The sequence below is a fragment of the Caballeronia udeis genome, assembly GCF_001544555.2.
Lineage (GTDB): Bacteria > Pseudomonadota > Gammaproteobacteria > Burkholderiales > Burkholderiaceae > Caballeronia > Caballeronia udeis.
On record NZ_FCOK02000054.1, the window covers coordinates 33,588 to 49,651 of the forward strand.

Annotated in this window: 10 protein-coding genes and 2 pseudogenes; 2 read left to right on the forward strand and 10 right to left on the reverse strand. The window is 62.2% G+C overall.

Annotated features, from left to right (window positions below):
- Nucleotides 1-82 precede the first annotated feature (82 nt).
- The 5 genes and pseudogenes from AWB69_RS30275 to AWB69_RS30295 form a co-directional block, all read right to left on the reverse strand.
- A complete protein-coding gene (locus AWB69_RS30275; RefSeq protein WP_062090536.1) occupies nucleotides 83-1,996 on the reverse strand; it encodes a dipeptide ABC transporter ATP-binding protein in 1,914 nt (637 codons plus the stop codon).
- 72 nt (nucleotides 1,997-2,068) lie between these two features.
- Nucleotides 2,069-3,049, reverse strand: coding sequence for an isoaspartyl peptidase/L-asparaginase family protein (locus AWB69_RS30280; RefSeq protein ID WP_062090509.1), 981 nt, complete (start codon nucleotides 3,047-3,049; stop codon nucleotides 2,069-2,071).
- A complete protein-coding gene (locus AWB69_RS30285) occupies nucleotides 3,046-4,035 on the reverse strand; it encodes a MurR/RpiR family transcriptional regulator (RefSeq protein WP_062090510.1) in 990 nt (329 codons plus the stop codon). The genes AWB69_RS30280 and AWB69_RS30285 overlap by 4 nt, the downstream gene beginning before the upstream one ends.
- Nucleotides 4,036-4,406: 371 nt before the next feature.
- Complete coding sequence (locus AWB69_RS30290) at nucleotides 4,407-4,625, reverse strand: hypothetical protein (protein WP_062090511.1); 219 nt, start codon at nucleotides 4,623-4,625, stop codon at nucleotides 4,407-4,409.
- A gap of 255 nt (nucleotides 4,626-4,880) precedes the next feature.
- Nucleotides 4,881-6,162: pseudogene (locus tag AWB69_RS30295) on the reverse strand (MFS transporter); the annotation flags it as partial.
- Between AWB69_RS30295 and AWB69_RS50580 the strand changes: the two are divergent.
- A pseudogene (locus AWB69_RS50580) lies at nucleotides 6,152-6,660 on the forward strand (LysR substrate-binding domain-containing protein); the annotation flags it as partial. The pseudogenes AWB69_RS30295 and AWB69_RS50580 overlap by 11 nt on opposite strands.
- Nucleotides 6,661-6,679: 19 nt before the next feature.
- Here AWB69_RS50580 and AWB69_RS30310 read toward each other — a convergent pair.
- Entirely contained in the window at nucleotides 6,680-7,303 is a 624-nt protein-coding gene (locus tag AWB69_RS30310; RefSeq protein WP_062090514.1) for a trimeric intracellular cation channel family protein, read from the reverse strand.
- A 54-nt stretch (nucleotides 7,304-7,357) separates the two neighbouring features.
- Complete coding sequence (locus AWB69_RS30315) at nucleotides 7,358-8,251, reverse strand: LysR substrate-binding domain-containing protein (RefSeq protein ID WP_062090515.1); 894 nt, start codon at nucleotides 8,249-8,251, stop codon at nucleotides 7,358-7,360.
- A gap of 156 nt (nucleotides 8,252-8,407) precedes the next feature.
- On the opposite strand from AWB69_RS30315, the gene AWB69_RS30320 reads away from it, so the two are divergent.
- Nucleotides 8,408-9,022 (forward strand): glutathione S-transferase, encoded by a 615-nt coding sequence (locus AWB69_RS30320; RefSeq protein WP_062090516.1) that lies wholly within the window; start codon nucleotides 8,408-8,410, stop codon nucleotides 9,020-9,022.
- Between the two features lie 66 nt (nucleotides 9,023-9,088).
- Here AWB69_RS30320 and AWB69_RS30325 read toward each other — a convergent pair whose 3' ends face one another.
- The 3 genes from AWB69_RS30325 to AWB69_RS30335 are packed head-to-tail and all read right to left on the reverse strand — an operon-like array spanning nucleotide 9,089 to nucleotide 16,062.
- The gene (locus tag AWB69_RS30325; RefSeq protein ID WP_062090517.1) at nucleotides 9,089-10,006 is read right to left on the reverse strand and encodes a transglutaminase family protein; all 918 of its coding nucleotides are present in this window, start codon (nucleotides 10,004-10,006) and stop codon (nucleotides 9,089-9,091) included.
- Nucleotides 10,003-12,576 carry a circularly permuted type 2 ATP-grasp protein gene (locus AWB69_RS30330; RefSeq protein ID WP_062090518.1) on the reverse strand — a complete coding sequence of 858 codons (2,574 nt, stop codon included), beginning with the start codon at nucleotides 12,574-12,576 and terminating at the stop codon, nucleotides 10,003-10,005. Before AWB69_RS30330 ends, AWB69_RS30325 begins: the two co-directional genes overlap by 4 nt.
- A gap of 24 nt (nucleotides 12,577-12,600) precedes the next feature.
- Entirely contained in the window at nucleotides 12,601-16,062 is a 3,462-nt protein-coding gene (locus AWB69_RS30335) for a transglutaminase family protein (RefSeq protein ID WP_062090519.1), read from the reverse strand.
- Nucleotides 16,063-16,064 lie beyond the last annotated feature (2 nt).

Below are 16,064 nucleotides of genomic sequence, written 5' to 3' on the forward strand. Positions count from 1 at the left end.
GGGCTCCAGGCAGCTTGGTAATAAATGCGGATAAACAAGGTTGCAATCAGAAACGGTTTGCATGCCGAACAATCAGTAACGTTCAGTACGCACCGCCAATGCGATGCTCGGCTACGAAATGGTCCGGACCGACCATGACCAGCGGGGCGAACACCGGCTGGTCGTCGAGCGCGCGAATCGGGCTCGGCATTTCATCGGCGGCCAGCACGCGCTTCGCGTGACGTCGCGCCGGATCGGCAACCGGCACCGCGCCCATGAGTTTTTTCGTATAGGCATGCTGTGGCGCTTCGAACACCGCTCGGCGCGGCCCGATCTCGACGATCTGCCCGAGATACATCACCGCCACGCGATGGCTGACCCGCTCGACTACCGCCATGTCATGCGAAATGAACAGATAAGCCACGCCGAGTTCACGCTGCAGATCGAGCATCAGGTTCACGATCTGCGCTTGCACGGACACATCGAGCGCCGACACGGATTCATCGGCGATCACTACTTTCGGGTTCAATGCGAGCGCACGGGCAATGGCTATGCGCTGGCGTTGCCCGCCGGAAAACTCGTGCGGATAGCGGCGCGCGGCTTCGGCCGGGAGACCCACCTTGTCCAGCAACCATGCAACCCGCGCCTGTGCCTCGGCGCCTTGCGATACGCCGTGCACGAGCAGAGGCTCCATGATCGAGAAGCCGACCGTCAGGCGCGGATTCAGGGACGCGAACGGGTCCTGGAAAATAAACTGGACGTCGCGGCGCAATGCCTGCAAGGCGGGTCCGGTCAGCGAACTGATCTCATTGCCGTCAAACTCGATGGAGCCGCTCTGGCTTTCCACGAGTCGCAGCAACGAACGGCCCGTGGTGGATTTGCCGCAGCCTGATTCCCCCACCAGCGCGAGCGTTTCGCCCGGGCGCAAGTCGAAACTGACTCGCTCCACGGCATGCACGCGACCCGTCAAGCGTCCGAACAATCCTGTCCGGACCGGGAAGCGCGTCACCAGATCGCGCACGCGGAGGATCGGCGGCGTGGTATTCGCAATAGGCGGCTGCGCTTCGTGCGCGACCGCCGGCGCCGGAACCAGTGTTTCATCGGCACCGGCCTGTTCCACCGTGAGAATCGGGAACTTGGCCGGCGAGTCGGTGCCCGACATTGCGCCAAGACGCGGGACAGCAGCCAGCAACGCCTTCGTATAGGGGTGCGACGGTGCGGCGAACAGCGGTCCGGATTCGCCCTCCTCCACCTTCTCGCCGTGGTACATCACCAGCACGCGGTCGGCCACTTCGGCGACCACACCCATGTCATGCGTGATAAAAATCACGCCCATGTTCATCTCGTCCTGCAAGCCGCGGATCAGTTGCAGGATCTGCGCCTGGATCGTGACGTCGAGCGCGGTGGTCGGTTCGTCGGCGATCAGCAGCGCCGGTCTGCAGGACAGCGCCATCGCAATCATCACCCGCTGGCGCATGCCGCCTGACAACTGATGCGGATACCGCGCGGCCACGCGGCGCGCTTCGGGAATCCGCACGAGTTCGAGCAAACGCAAGGTTTCCGCGCGGGCGGCACTCCGGCTCTTGTGCTGATGCAGCGCGATCGCCTCGCCGATCTGGTCGCCCACGGTGAACACCGGGTTCAGCGACGTCATCGGCTCCTGGAAGATCATCGCGATGTCGGCACCACGGATCGAACGCATCGTGCCGGACGAAGCGCGCGCGAGATCAAGCACCTGGCCGTCACGCCGCCGGAACGCAATGGAACCCCCGGCAATACGGCCGCCGCCATGCTCGATCAGACGCATCAGTGCGAGGGACGTCACCGACTTGCCGGACCCCGATTCACCGACGATCGCCAGGGTCTCGCCGCGATCCACTGTCAGCGACAGGTTGCGCACCGCGTTGAAGGCCTTGTCGCCCTGGCGGAACGCGATCGAAAGATCGTCGACGGCCAGCACGCGTTGAGGCGGCAAGGTGTCCAGACGTGGGTGCGCAATGTGCGGTGAAGTCGCCACGATGTTTTCCTCAAGGAATGAACGCGGCTCGGACGATGATTCGCGCCGTGCCGGGCAACAGACGAACAAGCGTCAGCGATAGATTGCCGTAACCGGTGCAACGCCTACCCGCACGAAACCGCGGTACATGCCGTCGGTATTGAACGGCAACGTGACGTTGCCGCGCGCGTCGACGGCGATCAGTCCGCCTCGGCCATTAATACGCGGCAGGCGCTTCATCACGACATCGGCGGCCGCTTCTTCCAGCGATACTCCGCGATACGCCATTTGCGCCGCGACGTCGTAAGCGGCGACCATCCGCATGAACATCTCGCCGGAGCCCGTCGTGGACACCGCACAGGTTGCATCGTCGGCGTAGCAGCCAGCGCCGATCAACGGGGTATCGCCCACCCGCCCGGCCTGCTTGTTGGTGACACCGCCTGTTGATGTGGCGGCTGCCAGATGCCCGCGTTGGTCAAGCGCGACGGCGCCGACCGTGCCGAACTTCTTGTTCGGATCGATGGGTTCGTGCGGCGTCGGCTCTGTCTCGCCATCCGCCAACGTGGCGCCGTCGTGATCGAGCATCACGCGCTGCTCGCCCCGTGCGAGCAGCCATTGCTTGTGACGGGCGTCGGTATGGAAATATGCGGGGTCGACCAATTCGAACCCCTGCGCCACGGCAAATGCTTGCGCGCCGGCGCCGGTGAACATCACATGGTCGCTGGCTTCGAGCACGCGGCGCGCGACGAGGATCGGGTTGCGCAGACGCGTCACGCAGCAGATCGCGCCTGCTTCGAGCGTGCTGCCGTCCATGATCGCAGCGTCGAGTTCATGCGTGCCATCGGCTGTGAAAACGGCACCGCGCCCGGCGTTGAACAACGGGTTGTCTTCTAGCAGACGCACGGCTTCGCTCACGGCGTCGAGTGCGCTGCCGCCGCCGGCCAGGATGCTCTGGCCTGCCGCCAGGATGTCGCGCAGGCTTGCGTGGTAGCGCTGCTCGGCGTCCGGGTCCATCAGCGTGCGCAGGATCGTGCCTGCGCCGCCATGAATGGCAATGACTGCGGTCTGGTTCATCGTTTCGGCTGCCTGTTGGATCGTGGAGTACTGGATTTCCGGGCCTTTCTCGCGGGACGATTCGACGTGCCTGGCGTTGACGAGTTGCTTTCGCCGGACGGTGTCTCGGTCAGCCACGGCAACACGAATTCGGTCATGTCCGCGGCGGCTTTTGCCGAGCGTTTGGTGCGGTACGCAACGGCGTCGCAGAGTGCTTCGATCACGGCCAGCACCGCTGCGTCGGAGTTCGCCGCGAGCCGCCGTTCCGAGCGGACGCACAGCGTGAGGTCCGCGAATTGCCCAAGCGGCGAGTTGACGCTGTCGGTCAACGCGAGCACGCGCGCGCCCAGGCTCGCGGCGCGGCGCGCGAGCTGGATGGTGTCGTCTACATAACGGGGAAACGCAATGCCGATCACAAGATCACCCTTGCCTGCGCTGAAGAGGCGGCGCGCTGCGTGCGTCGGCCCGCCAACGAACGCAAGCGATTGCACGTTGTCGTGATAAGGCATCAGGCCGTGCTCCATCAGCCCGGCCAGAAACGCGCTCGAGCCTGCGCCGAGCACGAACACGCGACGCGCGGCAAGAATGGCTTCGACTGCCGCATCCGCCGCGGCGCCGTTAATGTCAGTGCGTGTCAAACGCAAATTGACCGCGGCCTGTTCAAGTGACGCGCCGAGCAACTCGTCGCCGCTCGCGGGTGATTCCTGCGCTGAACGCAAGCGCTCGACCGGCGCAAGCGTCGCTTCGAAACCGCGCACCAGCGCGCCGCGAAATGCCGGGTAACCGTCGAAGCCAAGCGCGCGTGCGAAGCGGTTTGCGGTCGCCACGGAAGCGCCGACAGCATCTGCCAGTTCATCAATACGCATGGTCGCCGCGCGGAACAGGTTGGCCTGCACATACGCGCCCATCCGGCGATGGATAGGCGTCAGGCCCGGCATTGCCGCCACGATAAGTGCCGCGATGCTCAGTCCGGACGGAGCGGATGCCGCGGACGGACGATCTGCCATGAAGAAAAATCAGCGGGAAGCCGAAGAAGTAACAATGAAAGTATATTTGCACAAAATTTTTCTCAAAAAAAATGTATTTTCATTAAGAGGGTTTGCCCTGAGCGGGGCCGGAGCGCAACTATCCGGAGGTTGGAGACCCTGTTTGTGCAGCCGCGCACTCAGGGAATTCGAAGCATGCCGAATTGCTTTTACTGCGACGGACGGAAGCATTTAGACGCGAGAGATGGACGCCTGGCGAGATAGAGTCACCGAGGTAAACAGTAGGTATCCTGATTATTATTCGGAGCGCTTTTCAGTGGCAAATCCACTGCTCCTGCGACCGACACAGGGGTCTGCTCAACCCGTGCCGAAAACGACGGCACGGGTCCTGCTCAGTGCCGATGATGCATCCACCAATGCCGGTGGTGATCGGCCGTGTGACCGCGTTTTTTATCTGGCGATTTCGACTCGTTAACTAACAGGATAATTGCTACGAGCGCCAAGCCGCCAAGGCCAACCAGAACGTTGATCAAATCGATGGCGGAACTGTGCAAGGTCAATCGCGACGCGGTTCCCACAATGTCCATTACCGTATTGACAAACTCGTCCATGATGCCTCCCACGTCTTCTGCCCTTGCATTTCCATGATAGGTAAACAGAGGCTTAAGAGTAAGCGGTCGTCATCAAATTTTTGGGCTCTTTAACCATCCATTTCGACGTTCCCACGGGATCGAAATGTCGAAAAATGATCTAAGAATCAGGTGACGAGGTGAAAATGAGGCGATCAAGACCAAGACCTCTGCGGGCGAACTCAGGCAGTTCCGTGCGCGTTGAGTGCCCGTCAGCCAAGAACCGCAACCTGCACTTCAAACCATGGGACTTATCTCGCGCACCCTTTCTCTCGGACCGAACATCACGAAACTGGCCACGGCCAACACCCAGGCGCCAATACACCCGTACAGCATCACGAGACCAAATCCATGCACGAGCGCTGCATGAACGGCCGTTCCTGAAGAATCCAGGGAGCCTGATCCTGGAAACCCCTGGCTAAGCACCCCAAGATCGCCCGCGGCTATTCTTTCCGCCAGGGCGCGCAGTTGCCGTGCATCGAGAGATCCTGACAACGAGCTTCTCAAAGACGACAGGATCCCTTCTATCAGGATGTATCCCATCAAGGCGATGTTGATGGCCAGCGAGATGAGCCTGGTACTCATGTCTATGCCCGAAGCCATGCCCGCGCGCGTGCTCGGAACCGAACTGGTCGTCGTATTGGTAACGGGCGTATTGGTCAGTCCCAATCCGATGCCGGCCAACAGGCAACCCGGCAGCATGGTCAGCCAGCTGGCATGCTCCGCGGCGCTGCCCGCCCGCATCAGGATAAAACCCGTGCCAATCGTGAACAGGCCCAGCGGAATGACTACACCCGGGTGGTATCGAAACGAGAGGCGTTCGGCCAGCGGCGGTATCACCAGCGTGGGAAGCGTATAAGCCAGAAGCGCTGATCCGGCAGTGACGCTGTCGTAACCGAGGCTGCTCTGAAAATAGATCGGCAGATAAATCATGAATGGCCAGAAGCTGAAATTCATGCCCATCGATCCAAACAGCGCCCCCGAAAAATTGCGTATCCTGAATACGGAAAAATCGAACATGGGATGAACATTCATTTTCTCCGCGAATATAAAGAGGATAAAACTGATCACCGCCGCAATCAGAATTGCTAATTCCCGTGATGCTGGTAAAACCAAGGTCCGGCCCTTGCGTAATGAAATGCGCCAGGCCGAAAACCGACAGGGAAAGCGTGACAATTCCCAGCAGGTCCAGTTTTTTGGCCTGCGGATCGCTGGATTCGTTAACCCCTTTGAAAACGAGGGCCAACGTCACCATTGCGATCAGAACGTGGATTAGAAATACCCACTGCCAATCCGATACCGCCACGATTACCCCGCCCACAATCGGCCCAAAACCCAGGCCAATCCCGAATATGATTCCCCAGGCGCCAAAGGCTCTCGTACGGGCCTGTCCTTCCTGGAACTGATGCGATAAAACCGCTACCTGGCAAATCAGCATTGCCCCGCCGGCTATCCCTTGAAGAAAGCGGCTCACAATCAATACCGAAACGCTCTGCGCCAGCCCGCAAATGGATCTGGTGGAAGAAGGTTTCGACCTTGCCGTTCGGATCGGCGAATTACGCGACAGCGTGAGCCTCGCCGCGCGCCGTCTGGGTACGCAGTACTCGAGCATTGGCGCCGCGCCGGCGTATGTGGCACGGCACGGGCTGCCCGCGAGTCTCGAAGAGATGGACGGACATGCAGGCATTGCTTACTCGCGCGCCGGCGCGTTGTCGCCCTGGCAGGTTCGGGATGTCGACGGCCAGGTGCGGCAGGCGCGCATCCAGCCGCAGGTGAGCCTGGTGATGTGCAGGCAATAGCCGCGGCGGCCATCGAAGGCTTTGGGTTGGCGTGGCTGCCTAGCTGGCTGCTGTCGCGTTACGAGAAGACCGGTGAACTGGTGGTCGTCATGAATAGCTGTGGGATGCTGCCGCAGGATATTCATGCCGTGTGGCCGCAGACGCGCTACCTGCCTTCGAAGACGCGCCGCGCTATTGACGCACTGGTCGCCGAGATTCCCGGGATGATCGCGGGTTGAAGCTGCCGAGCGATGTCTTTCACCAGTGGGCGACCTTCGGCAACTGCCACCCGTAGGTCACAGAAGCCACGCGCAAGATGAAACACGCGGCGCCACCGAGGAGCGCGGCGGCCATCGGCGAAAGCCCGAAGCGGCGGCTGACGACCAGCACGACCGCTCCCGCGAACGCGGCGCTCGCATAGATATCGGCGACCAGGACCATCGGCACGCGGGCCAGCAGGATGTCGCGTACCACGCCACCGCCCACGCCGGTGATCGTACCCATCAATGTTGATATAAATGGCCCGATGCCGTAGCTCAGCGCCTTCTGCGCGCCGGCGACGGCGAATAGCGCAAGCCCGGCCGCGTCCAGCGCCATGAGCAAGGGCGCCGAGAGGGTGCGGGCCTCGCTATGAAAGATGAAAGTCAGCAAGCCCGTGAGGAACGCAAGCGCCGGGTAGCGCCAGTCGCGCACGGCATTAGGGGGCGTCGCGCCGATCAGCAGATCGCGAATCACGCCGCCGCCAAGCGCCACGGCAAACGACAGGACCATCACCCCGAGCAGGTCGAGTCCGCCCTGCATGGCGCTGATCGCCCCTTCGGCGGCAAACACGGCCGTGCCCGCAAGATCGGCTACCAGGACTATCGTTTCGATTTTCTTCATCGTTCAGGTCTGCGATTGATATTGTCGGAGTATCGGCGAGCGCACCGTTTCCCATCAAGCGGCGTGGGCAAGATAGCGCTTTACTTCGGCGTCGATCCATTCCATGAAATGGGCCTGCTTCACGCTCAACACCTCACGCTGCTGCCAGACGAGCCAATACGGATACGGGTATGGCACGTGGATATCGGTGATCTGAACAAGCTCGCCGCGACTCATGGCATCTGCAACGAGCGTGCGCCGTTCAAGCGCAATGCCCTGCCCCAGCCGCACGGCGCCCAATACGACGTTCGAATCGTTCGCGAAGAGCCCGCTTGCATTGTCAGGTTCGCGCACGTTGGCCGCGCGGCACCAGTCGGTCCAGGGTGCATCGGTGCTTCTGATCAATGGACACGCCAGGGTCTCCTCAGCGGAGCGAGGAAGCTGACCTCCGTTGAAATGCGGTGCAGCCACGATCAGCAGTTCGTCGCTGAACAACTCTTTCTGGGCGAGACCGGGCCAGTGGCCTTGCCCCATTCGAATGCTGACGTCGGCCAGACCGTGCCGCATGTCCTGTATCTCAAGACTCGTCTGCAGGCGGACACGGTAATACGGATGGCGCTCGCGGAAACCGGACAGACGAGGCAGCAGCCAATGCAACGCAAACGACGGCAGCGTTGCAATGACCAGTTCGCTCTCTTGCGGGCGGGCCTGGGCCAGAAGCGTCGCGTTTGCAATGTCGCGAAGCGCCGAGCGTATTTCGAGCGCATAGAGACGTCCCTCTTCCGTCAGCCGCAACCCTCTCGCTTCACGCACGAAGAGCGCAACGCCCATGGTGTCTTCGAGAATCCTGATCTGCTGACTGACTGCCGAGTGCGTCACGTGGAGTTCGCGGGCAGCGAGCGTGACGCCACCGAGCCTGGCTGCCGCTTCGAAACATTTGAGCGCGGTCATGGGCGGGATGTTTTTCATGTAAGTTTTTCTTACCGAAGACGTTTGTATATGTCGCTTTTCATGCGCCGGCTAAATGTTTAACCTGATGGAAATAGCCGTCTTATATCCTTGCATCAGCACGCTTGGACGAAGGCGCAACAACGGCTGCATGATAGATATTCTAACGGGAAGCGTATGAAACTGATCGGAATGCTGGACTCGCCTTATGTGCGCCGGGTGGCAATCGGCCTCAAGCTGCTTGAGCTTGATTTCGAACATCATTCCGTTTCGGTATTCAGTGGCTTCGAGGAATTCCGCAAGCTCAACCCGGTCGTGAAAGCACCAACCCTGATCCTCGACGATGGTCAAAGCCTGATGGATTCCACGTTGATCCTCGACTATGTGACAGCCATTGCGAAGTCCGACATCACGTCGGCGGCGGAGCACGCTGAGGATCGTTTGCGCGCAACCAGGCTCACCGGGCTCGCGTTGGCCGCGTGTGACAAGACGGTTCAGATTGTTTATGAACGCAACTTGCGTCCTGCCGAAAAACAGCACGAGCCATGGATCGATCGAGTCAGCACTCAATTGCTGGCGGCGTACGCGGTGCTCGAAGCTGAACTGGGCTTGGGTACCCTGCCCCTCGACGCGGGACGGCTTGGACAGGCGGGCGTGATAGTCGCGGTCGCCTGGAGATTCACCCAGATGATGGTGCCGAAGATTGTTGTCGCTGCAGAGTATCCCAACCTGCAATCATTCTCGGCTTTCGCCGAGCGGCAGCCCGCGTTCGAAAGCACGCCGCCGGAATGAACGTTGGAGACGGGCAGCCGCCTCAGACTGACTGAACCCCGTCCGGCGCGTATGTACAACGCGCCCTTAATCAGCGTCGGCGTCAGACTCGGGATCCAGCGCCAGCACGGTCACCCCCACATCGACCCGATGTGACCCGCCGCCGAGAATCATCCCCCGCAGCAGCGACACGTCGCTATAGTCCCGTCCCGTAGCAAGCGTCACATGCTCGAGATCGGCGAGCACGTCGTTGGTCGGATCAAGATCGATCCACCCGCTGCCGGGGCAAAACACCGACACCCACGCATGCGATGCATCCGCACCGATCAGCTTCTCCTGCCCCGGCGCGGGATCATTGCGCAAATATCCGCTCACGTACCGGGCCGGCAACCCGAGCGAGCGCATGCAGCCAATCATCACCTGCGCAAAATCCTGACAGACGCCCCGGCGCATTTCAAACGCGCGATGAGCCGGCGTGTCGTAGGACGTCGCCAGGGGCTTGTACTTGAATTCGCCATGAATCCGGTGCATCAGGTCGATCGCCCCCTCCGCCAGGGGCTTGCCCGCGGGAAAACTCTCCAGCGCGTAATCCCGCAGGTCCTGCCCGAGACTGATATTCGGCGATGCAAAGCAAAACTCCGCCTCAGGGCGAAACGGTGCACGAGCGCTAAAACGCATGCCCTTCGCGACCTCGTCCCACGCCGGGGTGGTCGCCGGATCGAGCGAGGCCCATCGCGGTGTCAGTTCGACGGTCGTTTCGCTGACCATCTGCAATGAGCGGTGCGGTGACTCGAGCGAAAAATACAGTACGTCGTTACCGAAGGTGTCCACGCGGCTGTTGATGTAAGGCGGCTTGGGATCAATGCTTTCGGTGTGTGAGATCACCCGCTGCCACGCGCAGTTCTGCGGCCGGATAGTCGCGAGATGCTGAGCCGTTTCCACGTACGTTGAATAACGGTAGGTCGTCCGGTGCGACACCCACAACACGGTTTTCGGAATCTTCACGACGACACCTGCAATGCCTGCGTATTCGCGTGGCTGAAGTAACGTGCGCTGATTTCATGCGCAGCGGCGCTGACGTGATCGCCGAGTTCCTCACAGGCCCGCACGAGTTCGCCATAACTGCCGTCTTCGTCGGTCGTGCACAGTTGCTCGAGTCCGCGCAGGGACTTCAGCAGCTGCGTTGCGTCGCTGAATGCGCCGTGGTTCGTGTTGCCGGCTGCAATCGAAATCTCGTTGAGCTTGGTGCATAAGCGCGAGTACACGCCGTACAGCCCGCGCGGGTTGGTCGGCTCGACCACCAGCAGGTCGATCAGCGCGGGAACCTCGAAACGGCCCGGGTACAGCGATCGATACGTAAGCGTGCTGTCGAACAATTGCAGCAGCAGATCGAACCCGGCCGGCGTCGTCATCTGGCCATGCTCGGCGGCCACGCGCAGGAAGGTGGTCATGGTCCATACGCGTTCGATATGCCGTCCGGCGAACACCAGCTTCCATGCTTCATCGCGCGTCATGCGGTCGCCCTGCGCACCGCTGATCGAGAGCAGTTGCGTCGACAGAGTCTCGAGCGTGCGCGTCAGCTTCACGCGGTCGTAACGCTCCACGCCGGGTCCTGGCTTGAATTTCTGGATGGCGTCGCGGAAATCGTTGCGCGCGGCCAGGATCGTGCGCCAGTGATCGGTCGAAAGACGTCCGCGAATCTCGCCGCTCGCGCGCACCTGGCTCGCCAGGTTCTGGCCAATACTCGCCGCCGCGCCGTTCTCGCCAATATTGGCGACCAGCAACCGCTCAAGTCCGCGCGCCGTGTGCCCCTGCAGCGGCGTGCCGGGGGGCAGCAGGCCACATTGCCACGCGAGGTCCACCATGGTCTCCAGCATGCCCTCGGAGTCGTTGTTGTCTATCGACGAGAGGATCACGCGCAGCAGCCGCACATTGTTCTCGGCGCGCTCTCCGTATCGTCCGGCCCAGAAGAGGTTTTCCGCTGCCCGGCTCGATACCGTCCGATGCTTGCGCGCAAGGTCAGCCGGTTTTATTGGCGTGGGGAGCAGCGAGAGGCTTGAAGCCGGCTTGCTCGACAGCACCCAGGTGTCGACGCTGCTGCTGCCGTATTGCATCGATACCGAGGGTTGGCGCTCCGCCCCCAGCCGCGTGAACCCGCCGGGCATCACGGACCAGCCGCCGTCGATGTTCGCAATCGCATAAACCCGCAGCACCGAGGGCCGGCCGGTCAGCGTGTTGTCTTCATAACGCGGCGCGTGCGAACTCGGAAACAGGTTCTGGATGGTGAACGCGTCCGGCATGGCGTCGATCCGCGCGCGCCAGCCGGCGAGGGGTTGCAGGCCGTCGCCGAAACCGCGCGGGCCGCCGCCGTTGAGCGGCAAGCCCGGCCAGGTGGGAATCACGAAAGCCTTGTCCAGACGTGCCAGCACCGCTTCGCGCGCTGCTTGTTCACCGCACCACCACGTGGGCACGCTGGCGAGTTCCAGCGGCTCGTTCAGCAGCGCCCGCGAGATGGCGGGCAGGAAACCATGCAGCGCCGGCGACTCGACAAAACCCGAGCCCGGCACGTTGGACACCATCACGTTGCCGGCGCGCATTACCTGCAGCAGACCCGGCACGCCGATGGTGGAATCGGCGCGCAATTCGACCGGATCGCAGAATGCATCGTCCAGGCGGCGCATCAGCACATGAACCCGTTCCAGTCCGGCGAAGGTCTTGAGGAACAGCATGTCGTCGCGCACGGTCAGGTCCTTGCCTTCAACCAGCGTAACGCCGAGGTAACGAGCCAGGAACGCATGCTCGAAGAAGGTTTCGCTGAACGGCCCGGGCGTCAGCAGCGCAATGTGCGGCGAGCCTTCGCCGGACATCATCGCCCGGCCGCCCTGGACCAGCGCGGCGATGAGTTGCGAATAGAACGGCGCAAGCCTCTGGACCTTCATGGAGCGGAACGGCTCGGCGAATACATCCGAGACGATCAACCGGTTTTCCAGCGCATAACCGAGTCCTGACGGCGCTTCCGTCCGGTGCGCCATCACGGTCCATGTGCCGTTGGGAGCGCGCGTCAGGTCCACGGCAACCAGTTGCAGATACTGCGCGCCGGGCGGCACGAAGCCCTTCACCGAGCGCAGATACCCGGGATGCCCGAATACCAGCGCGGGCGGCAGCAGGCCGTCGTGCAGCAGGGTCTGAGGCCCGTAGATGTCGGCGACGACGGCGTTGAGCAACTTCGCGCGCTGCGTCACCGCGCGCTCGATCACTGCCCACTCGCCTTCATCGATCAGAAACGGCAGCAGGTCCAGCGCCCAAGGGCGAGGCTCGCCCCCGTCCGCATAGACGTTGTAGCTGATGTCGTTGTCGCGGACCTGCTGCGCGATGGAAGCGGTCGCCCGGTCGAGGTCGGCTATGCCGTCGTCGCCGAGCAGATCGAAGAATTGCTGCCAGGGAGCACGCAACTGGCCCGACGCGTCGCGCAGTTCGTCCCAATGGCCCTCCCGGGCCGGTACCGCGCGAAGGTGTGACGACACACTCGCGCGGTTCGTGATTGCTTCAAACGGAAGCGTGGATTGGAAGGCCAAATTGAGTAGTTTTCGTTGATAAGGCTACCGTCGGCGCAAATCGAGTGTGAACGGAAATTCCAGGCTGCGCTTTGGTTCCTCCACGACCATCCGTCCAGGTGTATGGCCGATCCTGAAAAAGCGCGAACGCCGCCGGCTTTCCGCCTCGTATGCGTTGACCGGATAGGTCACGTAGTTGCGGCCACCCGGATGGGCTACATGATACCGGCATCCGCCCACCGACCGGTTGCTCCAGGTGTCAACTATGTCAAAGGTGAGCGGCGCATCCACGCCAATTGACGGATGCAGCGCCGTCGGCTGGGACCATGCCCTGAAGCGCACGCCGGCCACATGTTCACTCACCCGCCCGGTGGGTTGCAACGGCAGCGGCACGCCGTTGACCGTCACCACATGGCGGTTGTCGTTGAGCCCGAGCACCCGCACTTCAAGCCGTTCCACCGACGAATCCACGTAACGCACCGTACCGCCCGGCGACCCCTGCTCGCCCATCACGTGCCACGGCTCCAGCGCGCTGCGCACCGTCAGTTCGATGCCGTTCGTCTGGACCGCTCCCACCATCGGGAAACGGAACTCGAAATGCGGCGCGAACCACGCGGCATCGAATGCATAACCGGCTTCATTGAGGTCCGCGATGACATCGTGGAAATCCATTTCGATGAACGTGCCGAGCATGAAGCGGTCATGCAGTTCCGTATCCCAGCGCGTGAGACGCGTGGTGTACGGCTTGTCCCAGAACCGCGCGACGAGCGCACGCAGGAGCAATTGCTGCACGAGGCTCATGCGCGCGTGCGGCGGCATTTCAAAACCCCGCAGTTCCAGCAGGCCGAGGCGGCCGGTCGGACCATCGGGGGAATAGAGCTTGTCGATGCAGAATTCCGCGCGGTGCGTGTTGCCGGTCACATCGATCAGCAGGTTGCGCAGCGTCCGGTCGATCAGCCACGGCGGCAACAGCGCGCTATCGCGTCCGCCCAGGCGTTCGAGCTGATGTTCGATCTCCTTGAACGCAATCTCCAGCTCGTAAAGCTGGTCGTTGCGGGCTTCGTCAACACGCGGCGCCTGGCTCGTCGGCCCGAGGAACAATCCCGAGAACAGGTACGACATCGACGGATGGTTGATGAAGTACGCAATCAGGCCGGCCAGCAGGTCCGGACGCCGCAGGAACGGGCTGTCGGCAGGCGTCGCGCCGCCAAGCACGAAGTGATTGCCGCCGCCGGTGCCGGTGTGACGGCCGTCGGTCATGAACTTCTCGGTGCTGAGATAACTTTCGTGCGCCGACTGATACAGGAACTCGGTGTGATCGACGAGTTGATCCCAGCTCGAAGCCGGGTGAATGTTCACTTCGATCACGCCCGGGTCAGGAGTCACTTGCAGCATCTTGAGACGCGCATCGCGTGGCGGCGGATACCCTTCTATCACCACCTTCATGCGCAGATCGGCGGCCGTTGCCTCAATGGCCGCGAGCAGGTCGAGGTAGTCATCGAGTTCGGTCAGCGGCGGCATGAACACATGCAGCAGGGTCTTGCCGCTTCCAAACGATTCCGCTTCGACGTCCGGTCCCGCAGCACGCGCCGGATCACGCGCCTCAACACACAACGCCGTACGCCGGATCCACGAAGCGGACTCGCCGCGCGACGGCTCGCGGGTTGAGGTTGCAGGCCGTTGCCCGGTGCCTGCTGCTGCGCCTGTACCCGCTCCCGCTCCCGCTCCGGCACCCTCGCCCGCTCTTCCTTCCATACCGTCCGCTGGAACCGCTTCGCCGCGATATTGCATGCGCAATTCCATCGCCTGACGCAACGGCGCGGGCGGCCCGAACGGGTCGTGCGGATGTTGATACGGATAGTCCCCGGCGCTCACCCACGGCAGCGATTCCAGCGGCAAGCGGTACCCCATTGGCGAGTCGCCGGGGATCAGGTACATGCGGCCATCGCGGAAAAACCAGGGGCCGCTGACCCATGCCGGCTCTCGCATCGGGATATCGCGTTCACGCGCGATAGGCAGCACGTAGCCCGTCACTTGCGACAAGCCCGCGTCGAACACGCGACGCAAGCGCATGCGCTCCATCTCGTCGTCGAGTTCGGATTCAAACGGGTCCACGTTCACCGGCAGGCGGCGTTCACGCCACAGGTAGTAGAACGTGTCTTCGTAGCCGGGCTGGATATACGAAGGATCCAGCGAGACCTTGCCAGCCAGATGTTCGATAAACCGCCGCGCATCTTCTGCGGTGTACTGGCCGGGATCGCGTTCATCGGCGAAGAGCTTCGGGTCTTCCCAGATCGGCTCGCCATCCGCGCGCCAGAACAGCGACATCGCCCAGCGCGGCAATTGCTCGCCCGGATACCACTTGCCCTGGCCCAGATGCAGGAAACCACCCACGCCATAACGCGCACGCAGCTTGTCCATGAGTGAGACGGCATACCCACGCTTCGTCGGCCCCAGTGCGTCGGTGTTCCATTCGGCCGCATCGCGGTCGCTTACGGCGACGAACGTGGGCTCGCCGCCCATTGTCAGGCGTACGTCCATGTCGGTCAGTTGCTGGTCGACCTGGGCGCCCATCTTCTGCACCGCCGACCACACTTCTTCCGTGTACGGTTTCGTGACGCGCGGGGTTTCGAGCACGCGCTGCACTTGCATGATGTGCTCGAACTCGACTTCGCTTTCATCGACCGCTCCGGAGATAGGCGCGGCGCTGCCCGGTTCGGGCGTGCAGGCGACGGGGATATGTCCCTCTCCTGCCAGCAACCCGGAGGTGGGGTCGAGCCCGATCCAGCCCGCGCCGGGCAGGAAGACCTCGCACCACGCGTGCAGGTCGGTGAAGTCGACTTCGGTACCGCTCGGGCCATCGAGTGACTTCTGGTCAGGCGTGAGCTGGATCAGGTACCCCGACACGAAACGCGCGGCGAGCCCGAGTTGCCGCAAGGTTTCAACGAGCAGCCAACCCGTGTCGCGGCACGATCCCAACGCCTTTTCGAGCGTTTCCTCCGGCGTCTGGACGCCTGGCTCCATGCGGATCACGTAGCCAATATCGTGCTGCAGCCTCTGGTTCAGTTCGACCAGGAAATCGGCCGTTATCTTGGGTGTCCTGTCGATGCTCTCGACAAACCTGGCCAGCAACGGCGTGGGCTCGCGCTTGATCAGGTACGGCGCAAGCTCAGCCGCGAGCTGGGGTTCGTACTCGAACGGGAATTTCTCGGCGTAGGGCTCGAGGAAAAAGTCGAAGGGGTTGTACACCGCCATCTCGGCGACCAGATCGACCGTGATCTTGAATTCCTTCGTCTTCTCGGGAAAGACGAGCCGCGCCTGATAGTTGGCAAACGCGTCCTGCTGCCAGTTGATGAAATGGTCGGCTGGCTCGACCCGCATCGAATACGAAACGATTGGGGTACGGCAATGCGGCGCAGGCCGCAGGCGCACGACCTGCGGGGAAAGGCCGACGAGGCGGTCATAACGGTAGTGCGTGACATGGTTCAACGCGACACGGATTGACACAC

Excerpts from the sequence above, each read along its gene's own strand:
- AWB69_RS30280 (WP_062090509.1), bottom strand. The coding sequence starts at position 3,049 with ATGAACCAGACCGCAGTCATTGCCATTCATGGCGGCGCAGGCACGATC.
- AWB69_RS30285 (WP_062090510.1), bottom strand. The coding sequence starts at position 4,035 with ATGGCAGATCGTCCGTCCGCGGCATCCGCTCCGTCCGGACTGAGCATC.
- AWB69_RS30290 (WP_062090511.1), bottom strand. The coding sequence starts at position 4,625 with ATGGACGAGTTTGTCAATACGGTAATGGACATTGTGGGAACCGCGTCG.
- AWB69_RS30310 (WP_062090514.1), bottom strand. The coding sequence starts at position 7,303 with ATGAAGAAAATCGAAACGATAGTCCTGGTAGCCGATCTTGCGGGCACG.
- AWB69_RS30315 (WP_062090515.1), bottom strand. The coding sequence starts at position 8,251 with ATGAAAAACATCCCGCCCATGACCGCGCTCAAATGTTTCGAAGCGGCA.
- AWB69_RS30320 (WP_062090516.1), top strand. The coding sequence starts at position 8,408 with ATGAAACTGATCGGAATGCTGGACTCGCCTTATGTGCGCCGGGTGGCA.